Annotated in this window: 17 protein-coding genes; 5 read left to right on the top strand and 12 right to left on the bottom strand. The window is 70.0% G+C overall.

Annotation, left to right across the window (positions count from 1 at the left end):
• Positions 1–32 precede the first annotated feature (32 nt).
• On the top strand, positions 33–980 hold the full coding sequence (locus tag ACFZP7_RS20850) for a LysR family transcriptional regulator (protein ID WP_019329664.1): 948 nt from the start codon (positions 33–35) through the stop codon (positions 978–980).
• Between the two features lie 114 nt (positions 981–1094).
• Entirely contained in the window at positions 1095–2468 is a 1374-nt protein-coding gene (locus ACFZP7_RS20845; RefSeq protein ID WP_385635185.1) for a carbohydrate-binding protein, read from the top strand.
• A gap of 188 nt (positions 2469–2656) precedes the next feature.
• Here the strand turns inward: ACFZP7_RS20845 and ACFZP7_RS20840 are convergent, their stop codons facing one another.
• A complete protein-coding gene (locus ACFZP7_RS20840; protein WP_385635183.1) occupies positions 2657–3289 on the bottom strand; it encodes a response regulator in 633 nt (210 codons plus the stop codon).
• On the bottom strand, positions 3289–4602 hold the full coding sequence (locus tag ACFZP7_RS20835; RefSeq protein ID WP_385635181.1) for a sensor histidine kinase: 1314 nt from the start codon (positions 4600–4602) through the stop codon (positions 3289–3291). Before ACFZP7_RS20835 ends, ACFZP7_RS20840 begins: the two co-directional genes overlap by 1 nt.
• 180 nt (positions 4603–4782) lie before the next feature.
• Between ACFZP7_RS20835 and ACFZP7_RS20830 the strand changes: the two genes are divergently transcribed.
• Both ACFZP7_RS20830 and ACFZP7_RS20825 read left to right on the top strand, forming a co-directional pair.
• Complete coding sequence (locus ACFZP7_RS20830) at positions 4783–5529, top strand: ABC transporter ATP-binding protein (protein WP_019329668.1); 747 nt, start codon at positions 4783–4785, stop codon at positions 5527–5529.
• Positions 5523–7985 carry an FtsX-like permease family protein gene (locus tag ACFZP7_RS20825; protein ID WP_385635179.1) on the top strand — a complete coding sequence of 821 codons (2463 nt, stop codon included), beginning with the start codon at positions 5523–5525 and terminating at the stop codon, positions 7983–7985. Before ACFZP7_RS20830 ends, ACFZP7_RS20825 begins: the two co-directional genes overlap by 7 nt.
• Positions 7986–8192: 207 nt before the next feature.
• Here ACFZP7_RS20825 and tuf read toward each other — a convergent pair whose 3' ends face one another.
• The 5 genes from tuf to ACFZP7_RS20800 form a co-directional block, all read right to left on the bottom strand.
• A complete protein-coding gene (tuf, locus tag ACFZP7_RS20820; protein ID WP_019329672.1) occupies positions 8193–9386 on the bottom strand; it encodes an elongation factor Tu in 1194 nt (397 codons plus the stop codon).
• A 173-nt stretch (positions 9387–9559) separates the two neighbouring features.
• Positions 9560–11686: an elongation factor G gene (gene fusA, locus ACFZP7_RS20815; RefSeq protein ID WP_019329673.1), complete on the bottom strand. Its 2127-nt coding sequence runs from the start codon at positions 11684–11686 to the stop codon at positions 9560–9562.
• Between the two features lie 39 nt (positions 11687–11725).
• Positions 11726–12196, bottom strand: coding sequence for a 30S ribosomal protein S7 (gene rpsG / locus ACFZP7_RS20810; protein ID WP_003974303.1), 471 nt, complete (start codon positions 12194–12196; stop codon positions 11726–11728).
• A 2-nt stretch (positions 12197–12198) separates the two neighbouring features.
• Positions 12199–12570 (bottom strand): 30S ribosomal protein S12, encoded by a 372-nt coding sequence (gene rpsL, locus ACFZP7_RS20805; RefSeq protein ID WP_003948652.1) that lies wholly within the window; start codon positions 12568–12570, stop codon positions 12199–12201.
• Positions 12571–12870: 300 nt separating this feature from the next.
• Entirely contained in the window at positions 12871–13902 is a 1032-nt protein-coding gene (locus tag ACFZP7_RS20800; protein WP_030970228.1) for a glycosyltransferase family 2 protein, read from the bottom strand.
• 101 nt (positions 13903–14003) lie between these two features.
• Between ACFZP7_RS20800 and ACFZP7_RS20795 the strand changes: the two genes are divergently transcribed.
• A complete protein-coding gene (locus tag ACFZP7_RS20795) occupies positions 14004–15308 on the top strand; it encodes a glycosyltransferase family 39 protein (RefSeq protein WP_019329675.1) in 1305 nt (434 codons plus the stop codon).
• Positions 15309–15384: 76 nt separating this feature from the next.
• Here the strand turns inward: ACFZP7_RS20795 and ACFZP7_RS20790 are convergent, their stop codons facing one another.
• The 5 genes from ACFZP7_RS20790 to ACFZP7_RS20770 all read right to left on the bottom strand — a co-directional run bounded on the left by ACFZP7_RS20790 (position 15385) and on the right by ACFZP7_RS20770 (position 25678).
• Positions 15385–19284: a DNA-directed RNA polymerase subunit beta' gene (locus ACFZP7_RS20790; protein WP_127444911.1), complete on the bottom strand. Its 3900-nt coding sequence runs from the start codon at positions 19282–19284 to the stop codon at positions 15385–15387.
• Between the two features lie 110 nt (positions 19285–19394).
• Positions 19395–22880 carry a DNA-directed RNA polymerase subunit beta gene (gene rpoB, locus ACFZP7_RS20785; protein ID WP_385635176.1) on the bottom strand — a complete coding sequence of 1162 codons (3486 nt, stop codon included), beginning with the start codon at positions 22878–22880 and terminating at the stop codon, positions 19395–19397.
• A gap of 588 nt (positions 22881–23468) precedes the next feature.
• Complete coding sequence (gene rplL / locus ACFZP7_RS20780; protein ID WP_019329678.1) at positions 23469–23858, bottom strand: 50S ribosomal protein L7/L12; 390 nt, start codon at positions 23856–23858, stop codon at positions 23469–23471.
• 115 nt (positions 23859–23973) lie between these two features.
• Positions 23974–24504 (bottom strand): 50S ribosomal protein L10, encoded by a 531-nt coding sequence (gene rplJ / locus ACFZP7_RS20775; protein WP_019329679.1) that lies wholly within the window; start codon positions 24502–24504, stop codon positions 23974–23976.
• A gap of 328 nt (positions 24505–24832) precedes the next feature.
• Positions 24833–25678: a hypothetical protein gene (locus tag ACFZP7_RS20770; protein WP_029394277.1), complete on the bottom strand. Its 846-nt coding sequence runs from the start codon at positions 25676–25678 to the stop codon at positions 24833–24835.
• Positions 25679–25769 lie beyond the last annotated feature (91 nt).

Genomic DNA, 25769 nt, shown 5'->3' with positions numbered 1-25769 from the left:
CCCCTGGCCCTCCCCCGACGCAAGCTCCCCGTATGGAGCTGGAGTTGCGGCATCTCAAGACGGTCCGGGCCATCGCCGACGCCGGCAGCCTCACCAGGGCGGCGACGGTGCTCGGCCTAGCGCAGCCCGCGTTGAGCGCACAGCTCAAGCGGATCGAACGGGCCCTGGGCGGGGCGCTGTTCGAGCGGGGACGGCACGGGGTGCGGGCGACCGCGCTCGGGGAACTGGTGCTGGAACGGAGCAGGATCGTGCTGCCCGCGGTGACCGAGCTGCAGCAGGAGGCGGCACGGTTCGCGCGGGCACCGCGTACGGCGCGGCACCTGCGGCTGGGCGGGACCCACGGGCCCTTGCTGGGCGCCCTGGTGGACCGGCTGGCGGACGTGGCGCCGGACGCCCGGATGACGACCTGCACCTCGTGGTCGGAGCGTGAGCTGGCCGAGCAACTGGCGGACGGGAGACTGGACTTCGCGCTGGCCGGGACGTGCGGATCCGCCGAGCCGCCGGGCGCGGCGGGGCTGGTGTGGCGGGAGGTCGCCGTCGATCCGGTGTTCGTGATGGTGCCCGAGGTCCACCCGGTCGCCCGGCGGGCGGAGGTGGACCTGACGGAGCTGGCGGGAGAGGAGTGGGCCTGCGTGCCCGGCGACGGCTGCTTCGGCGACTGCTTCACCGCCGCCTGCGCCCGCGCCGGGTTCACACCGCGCCGCATGTACGAGACGGACACCGCCTCACTGGTGCACCTCGTGCAGGTGGGGCGGGCGGTGGGGCTGTGCCGGGCGACCTTCCCGACCACGCCCGGCATCGCCACCCGGCCGCTGACCGGGACGCCACTGGCCTGGCGGCACCTGCTGGGCTGGCACGCGCTGACCGGTCGGCCGGACACCGCCGAGACGGTGCTGGCACAGGCCCGCATGGCGCACGCGGGGGTGGCGGCGAGCAGCGACAGCTACACCGAGTGGATGGCCGCGCACCGGGTGCCCTGACACCCCCGCACGCCTCCCATAACGCCGGGGGGAGGGCCGACCGACGTCTTACGGCGCCCGGCCGGCCCTCCCTACGGTTTCGGCACCTCCCCACCGAAACCGAGGAGATCCCCCATGCCCCACCGTCACCGACACACCAGAGCCGTGGCGGCCGCCGCCGCGGCGACGGCCGCCCTGCTCGTGGCCGGGCTCAGCGGCTCCGCGAGCGCCGGGACGGCACCCGCCGACTCCGCCTCCACCGCGGCCGAGACCCTGCGCACCGACGCCGCGCCGCCCGCCCTGCTCCGGGCCATGGAGCGCGACCTCGGCCTCGACCGGCGGCAGGCCGAGCGCCGGCTCGTCAACGAGGCCGACGCGGGTGCCGTCGCGGGCCGGCTCCGCGCCGCGCTGGGCGCCGACTTCGCGGGCGCGTGGGTGCGGGGCGCCGAGTCCGGCACGCTGACGGTGGCGACGACCGACGCGGCCGACGTCGCGGCGATCGAGGCCCAGGGCGCCGTGGCGCAGGTCGTACGGCACTCGCTCGCCGACCTCGACGCGGCCAAGGCCCGCATCGACCGGGCCGCCGCCGAGCGGGGCGCGGACGCCGCCGACGCGGCCGTCCGGTACGTCGACGTACGGACGAACACGGTCACCGTGCAGGCCGTGCGGCCCTCCGTCGCCCGTGCCCTGGTCGCCGCGGCCGGGGTCGACGCCTCAGCCGCGCGCGTCGAGAAGGCGGCCGAGAAGCCGCGCCCGCTGTACGACCTGCGCGGTGGTGAGGCGTACTACATCAACAACAGCGGGCGCTGCTCGATCGGCTTCCCCGTCACCAAGGGCAGCCAGGAGGGCTTCGCCACGGCCGGCCACTGCGGGCGCACCGGGGCGAGCACCACCGGGTACAACCGCGTGGCGCAGGGCACCTTCCAGGGCTCGACCTTCCCGGGCCGGGACATGGCATGGGTGGCGGTGAACTCCAACTGGCGGGCCACCCCGTACGTCAGCGGCGCCGGCGGTCAGAACGTCCAGGTCACCGGGTCCACCCAGGCCCCGGTCGGCGCCTCCGTGTGCCGCTCCGGTTCCACCACCGGCTGGCACTGCGGCACCGTCCAGCAGCACAACACCAGCGTGACCTACCCCGAGGGCACGATCAGCGGCGTCACCCGCACCACGGTGTGCGCCGAGCCCGGCGACTCGGGCGGTTCGTACATCTCCGGCAGCCAGGCGCAGGGCGTCACCTCGGGCGGCTCCGGTGACTGCCGCAGCGGCGGCACGACGTTCTTCCAGCCGATCAACCCGCTGCTGCAGACCTACGGCCTCACCCTGAAGACGACCGGTGACGGCGGCGAGGAGCCGCCGCCCGGCGAGGGCGGCACCTGGGCGGCCGGCACCGTCTACCAGCCGGGCGACACCGTGACCTACGGCGGCGCCACCTACCGCTGCCTCCAGGGCCACCAGGCCCACGCGGGCTGGGAGCCGCCGAACGTTCCGGCGCTGTGGCAGCGCGTGTGAACGGCTGAATGACCCACGGGGGACGGCCCCTGGGACGGCCCGCGGGGGGTACGGCCCACGGGGACGACGGGGACGGGCCCGGGCGCGCGAAGGGAGAGCGCCCGGGCCCGCTCACGTCGTCCGCATGCCGCGGTCGGGCGCGGGCGGCCTCGCCGCGAGCGGTGCTCCCGTACGCGCGGACGGACGCGTCACGCCCGCAGGAAGGCCAGGACCGCCAGCACCCTGCGGTGCGTGTCGTCCGCCGGGGGCAGGTCGAGCTTGGTGAAGATGCTGCCGATGTGCTTGCCCACGGCCGCCTCGGAGACGACGAGCTGGCGGGCGACGGCCCCGTTGGACTTCCCCTCCGCGACCAGCGCCAGCACCTCCCGCTCGCGCGGACTGAGCCGCTCCAGGGGGTCCCGGCGGCGGCGCAGCAACTGGCGTACCACCTCCGGGTCGACGACCGTGCCGCCGTCCGCCACCTCGGCCAGCGCCTCGACGAACTCCTCGACCTGGCCGACGCGGTCCTTGAGCAGGTAGCCGACGCCCGTGCCGTCGCCTGAGTCCAGCAACTCGGCGGCGTAGGAACGCTGCACGTACTGGCTGAGGACGAGCACCGGCAGACCGGGGCTCCGCTCCCGCAGCCCCACCGCGGCGCGCAGACCCTCGTCCTGGAAGCCGGGCGGCATCCGCACATCGGTGACGACGACGTCCGGGGCGTGCTCCGCGACGGCCGCGACCAGCGCCTCCGCGTCGCCCACGGACGCCACGACCTCGTGGCCGAAGCGGGCGAGCAGACCCGTGAGACCGTCCCGCAGCAGGACGCTGTCCTCGGCCAGCACTACGCGAAGCGTTCGGTCCACTCGCAAGGAATCTCCACGCGCAACAGGGTCGGGCCGCCCGGTGGGCTGGACAGCGAGATTCTGCCATCCAGCACCGACACCCGGTCGGCGAGCCCGGTCAGGCCGCTGCCCCCACGAGCCCGCGTGCCGGTACCGGCCTCGGCACCGCCCCGGCCGTCGTCGCGGATCTCCAGGCGCAGCCGTCCGTCGCGGTGCCCGCCGGTCACCTCGGCGCGGTCGGCGCCGCTGTGCCTGGCGACGTTGGCGAGGGCCTCGCAGACCACGAAGTAGGCGGCGGCCTCTACGGCCTGGGGCAGCCGACCGGGCAGCTCCAGGCGCACGTCCACGGGGACGGCGGAACGGTCGGCGGCGTCCTCCACCGCCGCCGCCAGACCGTGGTCGGCGAGCACCTTGGGGTGGATGCCGTGGATCAGCTCGCGCAGCTCCTCCAAGGCCCGGCCCGCCTCCCCGTGGGCCTTGGCCAGCTGGTCGGCGAGCGGGCCGGGCGGCGCGTCGAGGCGGGCCAGGCCCAGGGTCATCGTCAGCGACACCAGGCGCTGCTGGGCGCCGTCGTGCAGGTCGCGTTCGATGCGGCGGCGCTCGGCCTCGAAGGCGTCCACCAACCGGACGCGGGAACGGGTGAGTTCGACGACGCGGGCGTCCAGGTCCGGCTCGCGCCCGGTGCCCAGCAGCACGCGGGCGAGGGCGGCGCGGGCGCCCGCCGCCAGGGCCAGCGCGTAGGCGCCCGCGGCGAGCAGCAGCAGCCCGAGGACCGCCACGCCGAAAGCCGTCGGCCAGGTGGTGACCGTCCACAGCTTGAGGACCTTGGCCTCCTCGCCGCCCCCGGCCGTGGCCATCACCAGGGGCGTGGCGGCGGTGGCCAGCGGGAAGGCGAGGGCGGCGGTGACGAGGAGGGCGTCCAGCGGCCAGAGCACGAAGGCCAGCAGCAGGGCGTGGCCCAGGTCCCGCCAGGTCGCGGGCTCGCGCAGCCGGGTGGTGAGCCAGGGCCAGGGGCCGTAGGCGGTGGGCTGCCGCCGGGGCCGGTCGGGTGCGGGGGCGCGGTCGGCCAGGCGCAGCCGGAGCCTTTCCAGCCGGGCCACCGGCAGGCCCGCGAGGGCGGTGAACAGCAGGAGCGGAAGTCCCACCACGACGACGGAGAGCACCGCCCCGACGGTGACCGCGACCACAAGCCCCACCAGCGTCACCGCCCCGGCGACCGCGCCGGTCAGCAGGTAGGCGACCGCGCGCCAGGGCCACGCCGACCGCAGGAAGCCGGGGGCGGACATGGCCTGCCACACGTTTCGGGGATGCATGGCGATCACCGTAGGACTCCGGTGCGCGGCGCGGCCATCGGCCTGGGCGGAGGAACGGGGGTAGGGCCTGCCCTACCCCCGTTCTCGCCCCTGCCGCACTGCGCCGGGGCGGCCCCGCGCGGTTTCGTGAGGGCACCGATCACGACACCGGGCGGACCGGTGCCCGACGAGTGGGGACAGATGACCGACCACACGAGCCACGCGATCCGACTGCGCTCCGTCAGCAGGCGGTACGGCGCGGGCGACAGCGCCGTCACCGCCCTGGACGGCGTCTCCCTGGACTTCCCGCGGGGCACCTTCACCGCCGTCATGGGCCCCTCCGGCTCGGGCAAGTCGACGCTGCTCCAGTGCGCCGCCGGCCTGGACCGGCCCACCTCGGGGTCGGTCGTCGTCGGCGGCACGGAGCTGACGGGGCTCAGCGAACGGCGGCTGACCCTGCTGCGCCGCGAGCGCGTCGGCTTCGTCTTCCAGGCGTTCAACCTGCTGCCGTCCCTGACCGCAGCGCAGAACGTGGCGCTCCCCCTGCGCCTGGCCGGCCGCCGCCCCTCCCGGTCCCGGGTGCGCGAGGCGCTGGCCCGGGTCGGCCTGGCCGACCGCGCGGGACACCGGCCCACCGAGCTGTCGGGCGGCCAGCAGCAACGCGTCGCCCTGGCCCGCGCCCTGATCACCCGCCCCGAGGTCCTGTTCGGCGACGAACCGACCGGCGCCCTCGACACGCGGACCGGCCGGGAGGTGCTGGCCCTGCTGCGCTCCATGGTCGACGGCGAGGGCCAGACGGTCGTCATGGTCACGCACGACCCGGTGGCCGCCTCCTGCGCCGACCGTGTGGTCTTCCTCGTCGACGGACGGCCGGCCGGCGAGCTGACCGGCGCCGGCGCCGACGCCATCGCCACCCGGGTGACCCGGCTGGAGGCCGCCCCGTGCTGACCGTCACCCTGCAGACCCTGCGCACCCGCTGGGCCACCTTCACCGGCAGCTTCGTCGCCCTGTCCCTGGGGGTCGCGCTGCTCGCGGCGACCGGGCTGGCGCTCGCCTCCTCGCGGGACGCGCCGGACCGGGTGCCGGAGCGGTTCGCCGCCGCGCCGGTCGTGGTCCGGGGACAGGACGCGCTGCGGGTGCCGACACCGGTCGGCGACCGCACGGAGCGGCTCGCCCGTCCGCGCGCCGTGCCCGCCGCGACGGTCGCCGGGCTGAGGCGCCTCGGACGGGTGGTGGAGGACCGTTCCTTCGCGGTCCGCGCCGAGGGCGGTCCCGCCGATCTGGTGGGCCACCCGTGGTCGACCGCGGCCTTCGCCCCGTACCGGATCGACGCGGGCCGGGCGCCGCGCGCCGCCGGCGAGGTCGTCGTCAGCGGCGACTGGGCCGCGCCCGGCCAACGGGTGCGCACGGACCGGGGTGTCGTGCGGGTCGTGGGCACCGTGCCCGACCGGGGCTTCGAGAACGCCGTCTTCTACGCCGACACCGAGGCCGCCCGGCTCTCCCCCGTCAGCGTCCAACTCGCGGTCGACGCGGACGCGTCGGCGGTACGGGACGCGGTGCGCGGCACCACGGGCGTGCGGGTGCTCACCGGCGACGACCGCCGGTACGCCGATGCCGACCCCGAGCGGGACGGCGAGGCGCTGACCGCGATGAACGCCCTGTTCGGCACGGCCGGTGGCGTCTCCGCCTTCGTGTCGGTGTTCGTCGTGGCGTCCACCTTCGCCTTCGCGGTGGCCCAGCGGCGGCGGGAGTTCGGGCTGCTGCGCACCGCCGGGGCGACCCCCGGGCAGGTGCGCCGGACCGTACTGGCCGAAGGGCTGGTGGTGGGCGTGCTCGCCTCCGCGGCCGGGTGCCTGCTCGGCGCGTACGGCGCCCCGCACCTGGCGGCGTGGGTCGTCGACGAGGGCCTGGCACCGGCCTGGTTCACCATCGGCGCCCACACCTGGCCGTACCACCTGGCCTTCTGGACGGGCCTGTGCGTCGCCCTGGCCGGCGTGGTCGCGGCCTCCTGGCGGGCAGGGCGGACCGCCCCGACGCAGGCGCTGCGCGAGGCGTCCGTGGAAACACGGGCCATGACCCCAGGGCGGTGGCTGTGCGGCGGGGGCCTGCTGCTGACCGCGCTGGTGACGCTCGCCGTCGCCCTGGCCGGCGACCCCGGAGACCTCCTGCACCGCAAGACGTACGTGAGCCGTCCGATGCTGCTGATCAGCGCGGCGGCGCTGCTCGCCCCCGTCGCGGTGCGTCCCCTGACCCGGATGCTGACCTGGCTGCCGGCCCGGCTCCCCGGCGCGGCGGGCCTGCTGGTGCGGGAGAACGCCGCCGCCGGGACCCGCCGCACGGCGGCCGTGGCGGCACCGGTCCTGGTGACGGTCGCCCTCGCGGGCTCCCTCCTCGGCGCCACCGCGACACTGAACGAGGCCGGCGCCGCCGAGACCCGTGAGCGGACCGCCTCCGACTTCGTGATCACGGCGGCGGACGAGGGCGGCTTCGACGCGCGGACCGTGGACCGGCTGCGCGCGGTGCCGGGGACGGCGGCCGTCGCCCCGTCCTCCTCCACCGCCGTGTACGTCCTGGAGGAGGGCGTGGCGCTCATCCGGTCCGACGCCCGCGCCGTCACCGACCCCGCCGCCCTCGCGGCCACCACCCGGTTGCCGCTCACGGCGGGCAAGGCGTCCGGCCTCGACGACGGCTCGATCATCGTCAACGAGGAGTGGGAGCGGCACTCCGTCGGCGAGCGCGTACGCGTGTGGCTCGGCGACGGCACGGAGCGGACGCTGCGCATCGCCGCCGTCATGGCCACCGGCACCGGCGACAACGGCGTCTACGTCACCTCCGCCAACGCGCCGGGCGCGCCGGTCGACCGGGTGGACGTCACCGTGGCGGTGGGCGCGGACGCCGGTGCGGTGGCCGAGGCGCTGCGCGCGGCGGCGGGACCGGCCGGCGGTCAGGTGTCGGACCGGGACGCGTGGCTGGCGTCCACGCACCCCGGGACCACGCCCACGAGCCGGGCGGGCATCCTCCTGGTCCTCGGCATCGCCCTGCTCTACACCGGGATCTCCCTGGTCAACACCACGGTGATGGCCGCCTCCGACCGGGTGCGCGACCTGGCGGCGCTGCGGCTGGCGGGCGCCACCAGGGCGCAGATCCTGCGGCTGATCGGCGCGGAGTCGCTGACGGTGGTCGTGGTCGGGGCGGTACTCGGACTGGTCGTGGCCGGCCTCGAACTCGCCGGCCTGGGCTGGGCCCTGCGCCTGCTCTCCGTCCCCACCACCCCCGACGTACCGTGGACGGCCCTCACCGGCATCATCGTCACCTGCGCAGCACTGACGGTGACCACATCCCTGCTGACAACGACCCTGTCCCTACGCCCCCGCGCGGTGGACCAGCCAGGATCACGCAAGTGACCCTCCACTCCCCCACGACGCCTCAGTCCCCTTCGGGCCCGAACACCTCAGCCACCGACGAGGCCGTGACGGCCCGCAGCTGACGCCCGAGCCACCCGAGCGCGGCGTCCCCGGGCATGCGGAAGGGGCCCGCACGACCGAAGTCGTGCGGGCCCCTCCTCAGGCATCAGCCCATGTCAGGTCAGGTGACCGACAAGCAAGCGGAACTTACTTGTTGATCTTGGTGACCTGGCCGGCGCCGACCGTCCGGCCACCCTCGCGGATGGCGAACTTCAGGCCCTCTTCCATGGCGACGGGCTGGATGAGCTCCACCTTCATCTCGGTGTTGTCACCCGGCATGACCATCTCGGTGCCCTCGGGGAGGGTCACGACGCCGGTCACGTCCGTCGTACGGAAGTAGAACTGCGGACGGTAGTTGTTGAAGAACGGCGTGTGGCGGCCACCCTCGTCCTTGGACAGGATGTAGGCCTGGGCCTCGAACTCGGTGTGCGGGGTGACCGAGCCCGGCTTGATGATGACCTGGCCGCGCTCGACGTCCTCGCGCTTGATGCCGCGGAGGAGCAGACCGACGTTCTCACCGGCCTGGCCCTCGTCGAGGAGCTTCCGGAACATCTCGATGCCGGTGACCGTGGTGGTGGTCTTCTCCTGCTTGATGCCGATGATGTCGACGGTCTCGTTGACCTTGAGGACACCACGCTCGATGCGGCCGGTGACGACCGTACCGCGACCGGTGATGGTGAAGACGTCCTCGATCGGCATCAGGAACGGCTTGTCGACGTCGCGCTCGGGCTCCGGGATGGCCTCGTCCACGGCCTTCATGAGCTCGAGGACCGAGTTGCCCCACTCCTTGTCGCCCTCGAGGGCCTTCAGAGCGGAGACCTTGACGACCGGAACGTCGTCGCCCGGGAACTCGTACTCGGAGAGGAGCTCACGCACCTCGAGCTCGACGAGCTCCAGGATCTCCTCGTCGTCCACCATGTCGGCCTTGTTCAGGGCGACGACGATGTACGGAACGCCGACCTGGCGGGCCAGGAGCACGTGCTCCTTGGTCTGCGGCATCGGGCCGTCGGTGGCGGCGACCACGAGGATGGCGCCGTCCATCTGCGCCGCACCCGTGATCATGTTCTTGATGTAGTCCGCGTGACCGGGGCAGTCGACGTGGGCGTAGTGACGCGTCTCCGTCTGGTACTCGACGTGCGCGATGGAGATGGTGATACCGCGCTGGCGCTCCTCGGGAGCCTTGTCGATCTGGTCGAAGGCCGAGGCCTCGTTCAGGTCGGGGTACGCGTCGTGCAGCACCTTGGTAATGGCGGCCGTGAGGGTCGTCTTACCGTGGTCGATGTGACCGATGGTGCCGATGTTGACGTGCGGCTTAGTCCGCTCGAACTTCGCCTTCGCCACTGGGGTCCTCCTGTGGAGTGGTTCTGTACGCCTTACTCATCGGCGCCAGGTGATCTTTGCTGGAAAGCCCGGGTGCCGGGGGCATTCCGCCGGGTTCACGACGGAATGCCCCATGCAGGCTCCGGGGTCAAGCCTAAAGCGTGAGAACGGGGTCCGTTAAACGGAGTAGCCCGTTACTCGCCCTTGGCCTTCGCGATGATCTCCTCGGCGACGTTCCGGGGAACCTCGGCGTAGGAGTCGAACTGCATCGAGTAGCTTGCGCGACCCGACGTCTTGCTGCGGAGGTCGCCGACGTAGCCGAACATCTCCGACAGGGGCACGAGGCCCTTGACGACGCGGGCGCCCGCACGCTCCTCCATGGCCTGGATCTGGCCACGGCGGGAGTTGATGTCGCCGATGACCTCACCCATGTAGTCCTCGGGCGTGGTGACCTCGACGGCCATCATCGGCTCCAGGAGCACGGGCGAAGCCTTGCGCGCGGCCTCCTTGAAGGCCTGCGAACCGGCGATCTTGAAGGCGAGCTCGGAGGAGTCGACCTCGTGGTAGCCACCGTCGATGAGCGTGACGCGGACGCCCGTCATCTCGTAGCCGGCCAGGATGCCGAACTGCATGGCCTCCTGGGCACCGGCGTCCACCGAAGGGATGTACTCCTTCGGGATGCGGCCACCGGTCACCTTGTTCACGAACTCGTACGAGGCGTCGCCGCCCTCGATCGGCTCGATCGCGATCTGCACCTTGGCGAACTGACCGGTACCACCGGTCTGCTTCTTGTGGGTGTAGTCCACGCGCTCGACGGTCTTGCGGATCGTCTCACGGTACGCGACCTGCGGCTTGCCGACGTTGGCCTCGACCTTGAACTCGCGCTTCATCCGGTCGACCAGCACCTCGAGGTGAAGCTCGCCCATACCGCCGATGACGGTCTGGCCGGTCTCCTCGTTGGTGTGCACCTGGAAGGAGGGGTCCTCCTCCGCGAGACGCTGGATGGCGACACCCAGCTTCTCCTGGTCGCCCTTGGACTTGGGCTCGATCGCGACCTCGATGACCGGCGCCGGGAAGTCCATGGACTCCAGGATCACCGGGTTCTTCTCGTCGGACAGCGTCTCACCGGTGGTGGTCTGCTTCAGGCCCATGACGGCGACGATGTCGCCGGCGCCCACCGACTCGATCTCCTCACGCTTGTTGGCGTGCATGCGGTAGATCTTGCCGATGCGCTCCTTCTTGCCCTTGACGGAGTTCAGCACCGCGGTGCCGGACTCCAGGCGGCCCGAGTAGACCCGGACGAAGGTGAGCTTGCCGAGGTGCGGGTCGCTCATGATCTTGAACGCCAGCGCGGCCAGCGGCTCGTCCTCGGACGGCTTGCGCTTGATGACGACCTCGGGGTCCTTGACGTCCTGGCCCTCGATGGCCTCGACGTCGAGCGGGGTCGGCAGGTAGCGCACGACCGCGTCGAGCAGGGGCTGGACGCCCTTGTTCTTGAACGCGGTGCCGCAGAACACCGGGGTGACGGTGGTGTCGTCGGACTTGCCGGAGGCGATGGTGATACGACGGATCGCGGCGTACAGCTGCTCCTCGGTGGGCTCCTGGCCCTCCAGGAACAGCTCCATGATCTCTTCGTCGTTCTCCGCGACGGCCTCGACCAGCTTGCCGCGCCACTCCTCGGCGGCCTCGGTGTGCGTGGCCGGGATGTCGACGGTGTCGTACATCTCGCCCTTGGCCGCGTCGGCGGACCACACGAGCGCCTTCATGCGGACGAGGTCCACGACGCCCTGGAAGTCGGCCTCGGCGCCGATCGGGAGCTGCATCACCAGCGGCTGGGCACCCAGGCGGTCCGAGATCATGTCCACGCAGCGGTGGAACTCGGCGCCGGTGCGGTCCAGCTTGTTGACGAAGCAGATGCGGGGCACGCCGTAACGGTCGGCCTGACGCCACACCGTCTCGGACTGCGGCTCCACACCGGCGACACCGTCGAACACGGTCACGGCACCGTCGAGCACACGCAGGGAACGCTCCACCTCGACGGTGAAGTCGACGTGCCCCGGGGTGTCGATGATGTTGATCGTGTAGTCGTCGTTCTCGAGCGGCCAGTGGCAGGTGGTGGCAGCGGACGTGATCGTGATGCCACGCTCCTGCTCCTGCTCCATCCAGTCCATCGTGGCGGCGCCGTCGTGGACCTCACCGATCTTGTACGACACACCCGTGTAGAACAGGATCCGCTCGGTGGTGGTCGTCTTGCCCGCGTCGATGTGGGCCATGATCCCGATGTTGCGGACCTTGGCCAGGTCAAGTGAAGTGGTAGCCATAAGGCTTCAGTCTTCTCTCGGTCTCGATGTGGGTAGCGACTACCAGCGGTAGTGCGCGAAGGCCTTGTTGGACTCGGCCATCTTGTGCGTGTCCTCGCGCTTCTTCACAGCGGCACCCAGGCCGTTGGAGGCGTCGAGGAGCTCGTTGAGCAGACGCTCGGTCATGGTCTTCTCGCGACGGGCGCGGGAGTAACCGACCAGCCAGCGCAGGGCGAGCGTGTTCGCACGGCCCGGCTTGACCTCGATCGGGACCTGGTAGGTCGCACCACCGACACGGCGGGACTTGACCTCGAGGGTCGGCTTGATGTTCTCGAGAGCGCGCTTGAGCGTGATGACCGGGTCGTTGCCGGTCTTCTCGCGCAGACCCTCCATGGCGCCGTAGACGATGCGCTCGGCGGTGGAGCGCTTGCCGTTCAGCAGCACCTTGTTGATCAGGGAGGTCACCAGAGGAGAACCGTAGACCGGGTCGATGATGACCGGGCGCTTCGGGGCGGGGCCCTTACGAGGCATTCTTACTTCTCCTTCTTGGCGCCGTAGCGGCTGCGAGCCTGCTTGCGGTTCTTCACACCCTGGGTGTCAAGCGAACCGCGGATGATCTTGTAGCGAACACCCGGCAGGTCCTTCACACGGCCGCCGCGCACGAGCACGATGGAGTGCTCCTGCAGGTTGTGCCCCTCACCCGGAATGTAAGCGGTGACCTCGATCCCGCTGGTCAGACGCACACGCGCGACCTTACGCAGGGCCGAGTTCGGCTTCTTCGGGGTAGTCGTGAACACACGCGTGCAGACGCCGCGACGCTGAGGGGAACCCTCGAGTGCGGGCGTCTTGTTCTTCTCGACCTTGTCCTGCCGGCCCTTGCGGACCAGCTGCTGGATCGTAGGCACTACTTCTCCGGTTTCTGTGTGCCGAATGGTGAAGCTAACCTGGAACGTCACCGACCCACGCGGTCGGGTGTGTCGAAGCCGCGAACCCCTGCCGCAAGGCGGAAGAACAGCGCGGATTGCGGTGGCCGGTCACGACCTCCGCTGCGGCTGTAGACACGCGCGGAGGCCAGGGCACACCCCAGGCACAAGGTCTGAGCGTACCTACCGCACTCGCTGCGGTCAAAACAAATGGGCGGGACCGACAGCGGCGCCCGGAATGCGCCTTTCCGCCCGGTCGGCTCCGGCGTCCGGCTCGGGATCTCAGGCCCTCGGAGCAGGGACCCGCGCCTCGCTCCCCGCCCCCTCGCCGGCGTCCCCCGCCGCGGGCGCCCCGGGCGCCGCCGTGTCGTGCCGGACGAAGTACGTCGGCCGGTTCTGCACGGCCGTGTAGATGCGGCCGACGTACTCCCCGAGCAGACCCACGCAGATCAGCTGCACGGCCCCGATGAACACGATGCCGGTGAACAGCGACGTCCACCCGGGCACCGTACGGCCCAGCGCGAAGGCGGTCAGGGTGTAGACCAGCAGGCCCAGGCAGACCACGAAGGCACCGGCGCCCAGCCAGGTGGCGATGCGCAGCGGGGCCGCGGAGAAGCCGGTGACGCTGTCGACCGCGAGGCGGATCATCCGGCCCAGCGGGTACTTGGTGCGGCCGGCGACGCGCGGGGCGCGCTCGTACGTCACCTGCCCGCTGGGGAAGCCCAGCCAGGGCACGAGGAGGCGGTAGACCCGCTGCTGGTCCGGCAGCGCCTTCAGGGCGTCCACGGCGGCGCGGCTGAGTAGCCGGAAGTCCCCGGCCTGCGCGGTGACCGAGGGGCCCGCCAGGCGCCGCATCAGCCGGTAGTAGACGCCGGCCGTCCAGCGCTTGAAACCGGTGTCGCTGCTGCGGTCGACGCGGACCCCGTAGACGATGTCCAGGCCCTCGCCGCGGGCCAGCGCCAGCATCTCGGGGATCTTCTCCGGCGGGTCCTGGAGGTCCGCGTCGAGGCTGACCACGAAGGAACCCACCGCCCGGTCCAGACCGGCGGTCAGCGCCGCCTGGTGGCCGGAATTGCGCCGCAGCGCCACCACCCGCAGCTCCGGCCAGCCCAGCCGGAACGCCGCCAGCAGCTCCGCCGTACGGTCCGTGCTGCCGTCGTCCACGGCGACGACCTCGTGGGCCGCGCCCAGCCCGTCCAGGACCGGCCGCAACCTGCTGACCAGCGCGGGCAGGACCTCTTCCTCGTTGTACATCGGGATGACGACCGACAGCACGACCGTCTCGCGCCGTTCCGCGTCCGGTTCCTCGGGCACCGCGCCTCCCCTCCCCCGAACACTGAGCACAGATGTGCGACTCTTGTGCGATCTTATGGCAGCAATTGACGCTTGAGGGCGGACCGAGGGGGATGACAGCCATGGACACGGCTGCCGACGACACCGTGACCGACGGGTCGCGCGGCGCCCCGGACGGGCCGCCCGACGACTCCCGCACGAAGCGCCCGCCACGGGACCGGTGGACCCGGCTCCCCACCCTCCCGGACGGCGCCCGCCCGTACCTGCCCGCGCTCGCCCTGTACGGCGTCACCAAGCTGGTCGGCCTCGCGGTCTTCGCCTCCCTGCTGGAGTACGCCGGGGACTACAAGGGCAAGAACCCGCGCTTCGGCGGCGGCGCCCACTGGTGGGACGTCCTGGGCACCTGGGACGGCTGGTGGTACCTCCAGGTCGCCGAGCACGGCTACAGCCCCTCCCTGGTGCGGCTCGGCGGCGACGGGCTGTTCACCGTCCAGCAGAACTCGGTCGCCTTCTTCCCGCTCTATCCGGCGCTGATCCGCATGGTCTCGGAGACCACGGGCCTCGGCCTGTACGGCTCGGGCATCCTCGTCTCCGTCGTCTTCTCGTTCGTCGCGGCGGCGGGCATCTTCGCCGTGGTGCGCCTGGTCGCCGGGGCCCGCGCCGGCACCGTCGCGGCCGGCCTGTGGGCCGTGGCCCCCGGCGCCGGCGTCGAGTGGGCGGTCTACTCCGAGTCCCTCTTCGTCGCCATCGCCGCCTGGGCCTGCTACGCCGTGATGACCAAGCGCTGGGTCGCGGCCGGCCTCCTCGCCTTCACCGCGGGCCTGAACCGCCCCACCTCCGCCGTCCTCATCGGCGCCGTGGGCCTCGCCGCCCTGGTGACGCTGGCCCGCCCGGCGTCCCGCCGCGAACACGGGATACGGGGCCCGGTCTACGCCATGGTCGTGGCGCCCCTGGGCCTGCTCTCCTACATCGCCTGGGTCGGCTACAGCACCGGCGAGGCCACCGCCTACTTCACCCTCCAGCGCGAGGGCTGGGCGCACTTCTTCGACTACGGCGCCTACACCCTGGACGTGCTGCGCAACCTCGCGGTGGGCAAGGGCGACTACGTCTTCGCGTTCTCCACCCCGGACCTGCTCTCCGTCCAGCTGGTCCTGGCGCTGCCCTTCCTCATCGCCCTGATGCTGCGCAAGAAGCCCCCGCTGGTCCTGGTCGCCTACACGCTGGCCACGATCATCACGGTCCTCGGCACCCAGCAGATGTTCGGCAACACCATGCGCTATCTGCTGCCGGCCTTCCCGCTGCTCCTCGCCCCGGCCGCGGCCCTGGCCCGGCTGAAGCTCCCGAGCCTGGCGGTCTTCTTCACCACGGCCGCGCTCGCCTCCGGCTGGTACGCGCACTACGTCATCTTCGAGTTGGGCGTGCCGTAGAACCCCCGGTCCGAGAACGCCGAAGGGCGGCCACCCACTCGGGGTGACCGCCCTTCGGTCGTATCAAGCCGCTCGCTTACTGGTTGTACGGACCGTAGTCGTAGTCCTCCAGCGGAACGGCCTGGCCGGAGCCGGTGCCGAACGGCGAGTAGTCGATGTCGTCGTAGCCGACGGCCGAGTACATCGCGGCCTTGGCCTCCTCGGTCGGCTCGACCCGGATGTTGCGGTAGCGGGACAGGCCCGTACCGGCCGGGATGAGCTTACCGATGATGACGTTCTCCTTGAGGCCGATGAGGCTGTCGGACTTGGCGTTGATCGCCGCGTCCGTCAGGACTCGGGTCGTCTCCTGGAAGGAGGCGGCCGACAGCCAGGATTCCGTCGCCAGCGAGGCCTTGGTGATACCCATCAGCTGCGGACGACCGGAGGCCGGGTGACCGCCCTCCTGGACCACACGACGGTTCTCGGTCTCGAACTTCGACCGCTCGACCAGCTCGCCGGGCAGCAGCTCGGCGTCGCCGGACTCGATGATCGTCACGCGGCGCAGCATCTGCCGGATGATGATCTCGATGTGCTTGTCGTGGATCGACACGCCCTGCGAGTTGTAGACCTTCTGGACCTCGCCGACCAGGTGGACCTGGACGGCACGCTGACCCAGGATGCGCAGCACGTCGTGCGGGTTGGTGGCACCCACGGTGAGCTTCTGGCCCACCTCGACGTGGTCGCCCTCGGAGACCAGCAGACGGGCACGCTTCGAGATCGGGAACGCCGTCTCGTCGCTGCCGTCGTCCGGGGTGACGACGATCTTCTTGGTCTTCTCGGTCTCCTCGATCCGGACGCGGCCGGAGGCCTCGGAGATCGGGGCGACACCCTTCGGGGTGCGGGCCTCGAAGAGCTCGACGACACGCGGCAGACCCTGGGTGATGTCGTCACCGGCCACACCACCGGTGTGGAAGGTACGCATCGTCAGCTGGGTGCCGGGCTCACCGATGGACTGGGCGGCGATGATGCCGACCGCCTCACCGATGTCGACCAGCTTGCCGGTGGCCAGCGAGCGGCCGTAGCACATGGCGCAGGTGCCGACCTGGGACTCGCAGGTCAGGATCGAACGGGTCTTGACCTCCTCGACACCGTGGCGCACCAGCTGGTCGATGAGCACGTCACCGAGGTCGACGTTGGCCGGCGCGATGACCTTGCCGTCGATGACGACGTCCTCGGCGAGCATGCGGGCGTAGACGCTGGTCTCGACGTCGTCCGTCTTGCGCAGGACACCGTCCTCGCCGCGCTCGGCGATCCGCAGCCGCAGACCGCGCTCGGTGCCGCAGTCCTCCTCGCGAATGATGACGTCCTGGGAGACGTCGACCAGACGACGCGTGAGGTAACCCGAGTCGGCGGTACGCAGAGCGGTGTCCGCCAGACCCTTACGGGCACCGTGCGTGGAGATGAAGTACTCCAGCACGGACAGGCCCTCACGGAACGACGCCTTGATCGGACGCGGGATCGTCTCGTTCTTCGCGTTCGACACCAGACCACGCATACCGGCGATCTGACGCATCTGCATCATGTTGCCTCGTGCACCCGAGTTCACCATCATGAAGATCGGGTTGGTCTTCGGGAAGTTGTCGTTCATCGCCTCGGCGACCTCGTTGGTCGCCTTGGTCCAGATCGCGATGAGCTCCTGCGTGCGCTCGTCCTTGGTGATCAGACCGCGCTCGTACTGCTTCTGGACCTTCTCGTCCTGCGCCTCGTACCCGCGGACGATCTCCTTCTTCGCCTCGGGAACGACGACGTCGGAGATGGCCACGGTGACGCCGGAACGGGTCGCCCAGTAGAAGCCGGCCGCCTTCAGGTTGTCGAGCGTCGCCGCCACGATGACCTTCGGGTAGCGCTCGGCGAGGTCGTTGACGATCTCGGAGAGCTGCTTCTTGCCGACCTCGTAGTCGACGAAGGGGTAGTCCTCGGGCAGCAGCTCGTTGAAGAGCGCGCGGCCCAGCGTGGTCTTCAGGGTGAAGGTGTCACCCTGCTGCCACTCCGGCTCACCCTCCTCGCGGGCCGGGGGCTCCCAGCCGCGGGGCGGGATGGTGCCCACCGGGAAGCGGATGTCGACCTTCGACTGGAGCGACAGATCGCCCGCGTCGAACGCCATGATCGCCTCGGCGGCGGAACCGAAGGCACGACCCTCGCCCTTGAGGTCGCGGCCCTCGCCGTCGGTGGTGAGGAAGAACAGACCGAGGACCATGTCCTGGGTCGGCATCGTCACCGGACGGCCGTCGGCCGGCTTGAGGATGTTGTTCGAGGACAGCATCAGGATGCGGGCCTCGGCCTGCGCCTCCGCGGAGAGCGGCAGGTGGACGGCCATCTGGTCACCGTCGAAGTCCGCGTTGAACGCGGTGCAGACGAGCGGGTGGATCTGGATGGCCTTGCCCTCGACCAGCTGGGGCTCGAAGGCCTGGATGCCGAGGCGGTGCAGCGTGGGCGCACGGTTCAGCAGAACCGGGTGCTCCGCGATGACCTCTTCCAGCACGTCGTACACGACCGTGCGGCCGCGCTCGACCATGCGCTTGGCGCTCTTGATGTTCTGCGCGTGGTTCAGGTCGACCAGGCGCTTCATCACGAACGGCTTGAAGAGCTCCAGCGCCATGGCCTTGGGCAGACCGCACTGGTGCAGCTTCAGCTGCGGGCCGACGACGATGACGGAACGCGCCGAGTAGTCGACTCGCTTACCGAGCAGGTTCTGACGGAAACGACCCTGCTTGCCCTTGAGCATGTCGCTCAGGGACTTCAGCGGGCGGTTGCCCGGACCGGTCACCGGGCGACCACGACGACCGTTGTCGAAGAGGGCGTCCACGGCCTCCTGGAGCATGCGCTTCTCGTTGTTCACGATGATCTCGGGCGCGCCGAGGTCGAGAAGCCGCTTCAGGCGGTTGTTGCGGTTGATCACACGGCGGTACAGGTCGTTCAGGTCGGAGGTCGCGAAGCGGCCACCGTCCAGCTGCACCATCGGACGCAGGTCCGGCGGGATGACCGGCACGCAGTCCAGCACCATGCCCTTGGGGCTGTTGCTGGTCTGCAGGAACGCGGAGACGACCTTGAGGCGCTTGAGCGCACGGGTCTTCTTCTGGCCCTTGCCGGTGCGGATGATCTCGCGGAGGCGCTCGGCCTCCTCGTCGAGGTCGAAGGACTCCAGGCGCTTCTGCAGCGCGGCGGCGCCCATCGAACCGTCGAAGTAGGTGCCGAAGCGGTCGCGCAGCTCGCGGTAGAGCAGCTCGTCGCCCTCGAGGTCCTGGACCTTGAGGTTCTTGAACCGGTTCCACACCTCGTCGAGGCGGTCGATCTCGCGCTGCGCACGGTCGCGCAGCTGCTTCATCTCACGCTCGGCACCCTCGCGCACCTTGCGGCGCACGTCGGCCTTGGCGCCCTCGGCCTCCAGCTCGGCGAGGTCCGTCTCGAGCTTCTTGGCGCGGGCCTCCAGGTCGGCGTCGCGACGGTTCTCGATCTGCTGACGCTCGACGGAGACGTGGGCCTCCAGCGAGGGCAGGTCACGCGTGCGGCGCTCCTCGTCCACGTACGTGATCATGTACGCGGCGAAGTAGATGACCTTCTCGAGGTCCTTCGGGGCGAGGTCGAGCAGGTAGCCCAGCCGCGACGGAACGCCCTTGAAGTACCAGATGTGGGTGACGGGAGCGGCCAGCTCGATGTGGCCCATCCGCTCACGGCGCACCTTGGCGCGCGTGACCTCGACGCCACAGCGCTCACAGATGATGCCCTTGAAGCGGACGCGCTTGTACTTGCCGCAGTAGCACTCCCAGTCCCGGGTCGGACCGAAGATCTTCTCGCAGAAGAGTCCGTCCTTTTCGGGCTTGAGGGTGCGGTAGTTGATGGTCTCGGGCTTCTTGACCTCGCCGTGGCTCCACTGACGGATGTCGTCAGCGGTGGCCAGACCGATCCGGAGCTCGTCGAAGAAGTTGACGTCGAGCACTATGCGTCAATCCCTCTCAGGGTTGTAAGTCTTGGGGTCTGATACGGGGGTCCTGGGGCCGGCCGGAGGCTCAGGGATCTTCATCGCTGAACCTCCGGACCGGACTCCCGTCAGACCTCTTCGACGCTGCTCGGCTCGCGCCGGGACAGGTCGATGCCGAGCTCCTCCGCTGCGCGGAAGACGTCCTCGTCGGTGTCACGCATCTCGATGGACATACCGTCGCTGGACAGCACCTCCACGTTGAGGCACAGGGACTGCATCTCCTTGATGAGCACCTTGAAGGACTCGGGGATGCCGGGCTCAGGGATGTTCTCGCCCTTGACGATGGCCTCGTAGACCTTCACGCGGCCGGTGACGTCGTCGGACTTGATGGTCAGCAGCTCCTGGAGGGCGTACGCGGCGCCGTAAGCCTCCAGCGCCCACACCTCCATCTCACCGAAGCGCTGGCCACCGAACTGGGCCTTACCACCCAGCGGCTGCTGGGTGATCATCGAGTACGGGCCGGTCGACCGGGCGTGCAGCTTGTCGTCGACCAGGTGGTGCAGCTTGAGGATGTACATGTACCCGACCGAGATCGGGTCCGGGAACGGCTCACCGCTGCGGCCGTCGAACAGCCGGGCCTTGCCGGACGGGAGCACCATGCGCTCGCCGTCGCGGTTCGGGATGGTGTGCTCCAGCAGACCGGCCAGCTCGTCCTCGCGCGCACCGTCGAAGACCGGCGTGGCCACGTTGGTACGCGGCTCCACCTTGTCGGCGCCGATGTTCTGGAGGCGCTGCGCCCACTCGTCCGCGAGGCCGGAGACGTCCCAGCCCTGGCTGGCGAGCCAGCCGAGGTGGATCTCCAGGACCTGTCCCGGGTTCATTCGGGACGGGACACCCAGCGGGTTGAGGATGATGTCGACCGGGGTGCCGTCCTCCAGGAACGGCATGTCCTCGATCGGGTTGATCTTGGAGATGACGCCCTTGTTGCCGTGACGGCCGGCGAGCTTGTCACCGTCGGTGATCTTGCGCTTCTGCGCGACGTAGACGCGGACCAGCTGGTTCACGCCCGGGGGCAGCTCGTCGCCCTCTTCGCGGTCGAAGACGCGGACGCCGATGACCTTGCCGATCTCACCGTGCGGCACCTTCAGGGAGGTGTCGCGCACCTCGCGCGCCTTCTCACCGAAGATCGCGCGGAGCAGGCGCTCCTCCGGGGTCAGCTCGGTCTCACCCTTGGGCGTGACCTTGCCGACGAGGATGTCGCCGGCGACGACCTCGGCACCGATGCGGATGATGCCGCGCTCGTCGAGGTCGGCGAGGACCTCCTCGGAGACGTTCGGGATGTCCCGGGTGATCTCCTCGGGGCCGAGCTTGGTGTCACGGGCGTCGACCTCGTGCTCCTCGATGTGGATCGAGGAGAGGACGTCGTCCTGCACGAGGCGCTGCGACAGGATGATCGCGTCCTCGTAGTTGTGACCCTCCCACGGCATGAAGGCGACCAGCAGGTTCTTGCCGAGCGCCATCTCGCCGTTCTCGGTGGCCGGACCGTCGGCGAGGACCTGGCCCTCGATGACCCGGTCGCCCTCGTTGACGATGACCTTCTGGTTGACCGAGGTGCCCTGGTTGGAGCGGGCGAACTTGGCCAGGCGGTACGTGATGTACGTGCCGTCGTCGTTGGTGGTGGTGATGTAGTCCGCGGAGACCTCCTGGACCACACCCGCCTTCTCGGCCTTGACCACGTCGCCGGCGTCGGCGGCGGAGCGGTACTCCATGCCGGTGCCGACCAGCGGGGACTCGCTCTTGATGAGCGGCACCGCCTGACGCATCATGTTCGCGCCCATGAGGGCACGGTTGGCGTCGTCGTGCTCGAGGAACGGGATCATGGCGGTCGCGACCGACACCATCTGGCGCGGCGAGACGTCCATGTAGTCGACGTCGTCACCGGGGACGTAGTCGACCTCGCCGCCACGACGGCGGACCAGGACGCGGGCCTCGGCGAACCGCATGTCGTCGTTGAGCGTGGCGTTGGCCTGCGCGATGACGAAGCGGTCCTCCTCGTCGGCGGTCAGGTAGTCCACCTCGTCGGTGACCTGGCCGTCGACGACCTTGCGGTAAGGCGTCTCGATGAAACCGAACGGGTTGATCCGGCCGTACGAGGCGAGCGAGCCGATCAGACCGATGTTCGGGCCTTCGGGCGTCTCGATCGGGCACATGCGGCCGTAGTGCGACGGGTGGACGTCACGGACCTCGAAGCCGGCCCGCTCACGGGAGAGACCACCCGGGCCGAGGGCGTTCAGACGACGCTTGTGCGTCAGCCCCGACAGCGGGTTGTTCTGGTCCATGAACTGGGACAGCTGGCTGGTGCCGAAGAACTCCTTGATGGAGGCGACGACCGGCCGGATGTTGATCAGGGTCTGCGGCGTGATCGCCTCGACGTCCTGGGTCGTCATGCGCTCGCGCACGACGCGCTCCATACGGGCGAGACCCGTACGGACCTGGTTCTGGATCAGCTCGCCGACGTTGCGGATGCGGCGGTTGCCGAAGTGGTCGATGTCGTCGGTCTCGACGACGATCTCCCGGCCCGACTCGCCGACCGTCTCGGTCTCACCGGCGTGCAGCTTCACCAGGTACTTGATGGTGGCGATGATGTCGTCGGTGGTGAGCACGCCGGCGTCCAGCGGCTCGTCCGCGCCGAGCTTCTTGTTGACCTTGTAGCGGCCGACCTTGGCCAGGTCGTAGCGCTTCGGGTTGAAGTACAGGTTCTCCAGCAGCGTCTGCGCGGCCTCACGCGTGGGGGGCTCGCCCGGACGCAGCTTGCGGTAGATGTCGAGCAGCGCGTCGTCCTGGCCCTGGGTGTGGTCCTTCTCCAGGGTGGCGCGCATGGACTCGTACTCGCCGAACTCCTCGAGGATCTGCTCGGTGGTCCAGCCGAGCGCCTTGAGGAGGACGGTCACGGACTGCTTGCGCTTGCGGTCGATGCGGACACCGACCATGTCGCGCTTGTCGATCTCCATCTCCAGCCAGGCACCCCGGGACGGGATGATCTTGGCGGAGAAGATGTCCTTGTCGGACGTCTTGTCGATCGAGGAGTCGAAGTAGACGCCCGGCGAGCGGACGAGCTGCGACACGACGATACGCTCGGTGCCGTTGATGACGAAGGTGCCCTTGTTGGTCATGAGCGGGAAGTCGCCCATGAAGACCGTCTGGGACTTGATCTCGCCGGTCTCGTTGTTGGTGAACTCGGCGGTGACGAAGAGCGGCGCCGCGTACGTGAAGTCGCGGTCCTTGCACTCGTCGATGCTGTTCTTGGGGGGCTCGAAGCGGTGGTCGCGGAACGTCAGCGACATCGACCCGGAGAAGTCCTCGATCGGCGAGATCTCCTCGAAGATCTCCTCCAGACCGGACTTGGTGGGGACGTCCTGACCGGACTCCAGAGCCGACTCGACGCGAGCCTTCCAGGCGTCGTTGCCGAGGAGCCAGTCGAAGCTCTCGGTTTGCAGCGCGAGAAGGTTCGGAACCTCGAGGGGCTCCTTGATCTTTGCAAAGGAGATGCGCAGCGGGGCGGTGCTGGCAGCGTTGTTCGTATTCGCGGTCGAGGCATTGCGCGAGGCGGCCAAGAGGGGGTCCTTCCGAGGGCTCGGACTCACTACGCGCGTACCGGCCCCTCTTCCTCACACGGAGACAGGGGGTGTCTGATGTGGCTGAAGTGCCAGGTCAGACATGCTCTGGTCGTCAGTGCTCGGGCGAGGGCAGACCCCTGGTGACGGGCAGGGGGCAGCTAACAGGCAGCGCAAAGGGTCAGTGTAGCCACTTGGCACACTGATGTCCAGTGCGGTTCTCGGGGACCGTGTTCGCTCCTCGTTGTTCTCACCACCTGTGCGGCAAGGCCTCGCCCTCAACGCACCCAGATACTGCCCTCTTCGCCGTCGATCCATGCCTCGGATTCGGATCCTTTGACGACGCCCTGAGAATTGCGCGCTGCGTGCGGTTCGTCAAGGCCCCCCTTGGCCCGAACCGGTTGCCTCCAGCGGCTCTCAGGGCCCCGGAGACGGCACGACGAAGATCACCATACTCTTCGCCGCGACGCGCGCAAGGCAGCCGCCGCCGGACCCCCGGCACGCCGAAGAGCGACCACCCGGATGGATGATCGCTCTTCGGTGCTACGGCGTTACAGACCCCGGAGGATCCGTGGTGCCGGTGCGGTCTTACTTGACCTCGACGGAGGCGCCGGCGCCCTTGAGGGACTCGGCGGCCTTGTCGGCGGTCTCCTTGTTGACCTTCTCGAGGACCGGCTTCGGGGTGCCGTCGACGAGGTCCTTGGCCTCCTTCAGACCCAGGGAGGTCAGCTCACGCACGACCTTGATGACCTGGATCTTCTTGTCGCCGGCGCCGGTGAGGATGACGTCGAACTCGTCCTTCTCCTCGGCGGCCTCGGCGCCACCGGCGGCGGCACCGCCACCGGCGACGACGACCGGCGCGGCAGCGGCGGCGGTGACGTCGAACTTCTCCTCGAAGGCCTTCACGAACTCGGAGAGCTCGATGAGGGTCATCTCCTCGAACTGGGCGAGGAGGTCTTCCTGGCTGAGCTTCGCCATGATGGCGGTCCTTCCACTAATTCGGCAGGTGCCGGATGTACGGGGTGAGGCGGGCGTACGTCGGGCCCGCTGCGACCCGTGCCGCTAGGCGGCGTGGGTCAGAAAGCGAGCCGAATTACTCGGCACCGCCCTGCTCGTCCTGCTTGGCACGGAGCGCGTCCACGGTGCGGACGAGCTTCGACGGCAGCGCCTGGAAGACAGAGGCAGCCTGGGACTGCTTGCCCTTCATGGCACCGGCCAGCTTGGAGAGCAGAACCTCGCGGGACTCGAGGTCCGCAAGCTTCTTGATCTCGTCGGCGGACAGCGCCTTGCCGTCAAGGACACCGCCCTTGATGACGAGGTTCGGGTTTTCCTTGGCGAAGTCGCGCAGACCCTTCGCCGACTCCACCGGGTCACCGGTGACGAAGGCGACGGCCGTCGGACCAGCGAAGAGCTGGTCGTCGAGCGTGATCCCGGCCTCGTTGGCCGCAATCTTGGTCAGCGTGTTCTTCACCACGGCGTACTGGGCGTTCTCACCGAGCGACCGGCGCAGCGTCTTGAGCTGCGCCACGGTGAGACCGCGGTACTCGGTCAGCACGGCGGCGTTGGAGCTGCGGAACTTGTCCGTCAGCTCGGCAACCGCGGCAGCCTTTTCGGGCGTCGCCATAGAGCCTCGGCCTCCTTCCGGGTGATTCGGACCGCGCGGACCCGAAGGAGGACTGGGGAAAACGAAACGCCCCGGCGCAGGCGCACGGGGCGTGACTCGACCGGTCGGCACACGCGTGAGGCGTGCGCTCCGGGAGCTCATCCACAGTCACCTGCGCGGGTCGTCCGCAGTTCAGCGGATCCTTCGGCCACCGTGACTCTTGCGAGCACACGGCAACGACCAGCGGTCTTTGGCTTCGTCGGAGAGCGTACGCGAACGGGTCAGTGTCAAGCAAATCCGCCCGTACGGCGACCCGACCCGGGCGAACCCGGCCCGGGCGGCCCGCGGCTCAGCCCTGCTGGGACTCCATCATCTCGGCCAGGTCCATGGTGTCCTTGGCCGGCGGAGCGGTGACCTTCACGGGCTCGTTGACGCCGAGGAAGGTGATGGTCATGTCCAGCGGGCCCTTCTCGGCGTCACCGCGCATCCGGAACTGCTTGGTCCGGTCGTCGCCGTCGACCCACATGTCCATCGTGAGTTTGTCGACGCCCATCTGCTCGTACTGCTCGATGCTCTTCTGGCGCTTGTCCCGGGTGGCCTTGTCCTCGTCCGCGAGGGACTTCTCCAGGGCGGCGAGGGAGACGGTGCCCTTGTAGTGGGTGGTCTCGACGCCCTCGACGGTCTCGGTGCCGACCTTCTCGACGTCCTCGGCCCCGGTGAGGAAGGTGGACTCGGTCGCCGGGTTCTTGTCGGCCTGGGAGGCGCCGCCGAGCTGGTTCAGCTCGTCGCCGGCGCCCATCGCGGCCAGGTCGAACTTGAGCCAGCTCTTGCCGTCCATCTCCTTGGCCGCTTCGGCTCCCCCGCCGATGTACATGGCCTTGTCGACGATCCGGATCTCCGCCTGGGCGTCGGGACCCTGGTCGAGCGCCGTCATCTTCATGCTCATCGCGAGGGTCGGCTTCATCCGCATCCGGGCCTCGGCCTCGACGCGCCCCTCTTCGGGCGCCCGCCCGGTCAGGCGGTAGTGAAGGGAGTCGATCTCCTCGGTGTTCTTCGCCGCCTCGGCGACGGCCGCCGCCGGCGTCATCTCCGGGGACTCCTCGGCCTTGTCCTCCTTGGAGCAGCCCACCGCTCCGGCGGCGAGCAGCAGGGCGGCCAGGCCGGCGCCGACGGGCATGCGTACGGAAGTCTTCATGCTTTCCCCCCACGGGAATCGATGAGCACAGGAGACCAACGGCTTCTCCACAGCACGGAGATCGCTGCTCCACAGCAAGGACGCGAGCGTA

Source organism: Streptomyces sp. SudanB5_2050, from assembly GCF_964272335.1.
Lineage (GTDB): Bacteria > Actinomycetota > Actinomycetes > Streptomycetales > Streptomycetaceae > Streptomyces > Streptomyces rochei.
Note: the sequence above shows the minus strand (reverse complement) of the source record. Positions and strands in the feature narration are given on the sequence as shown.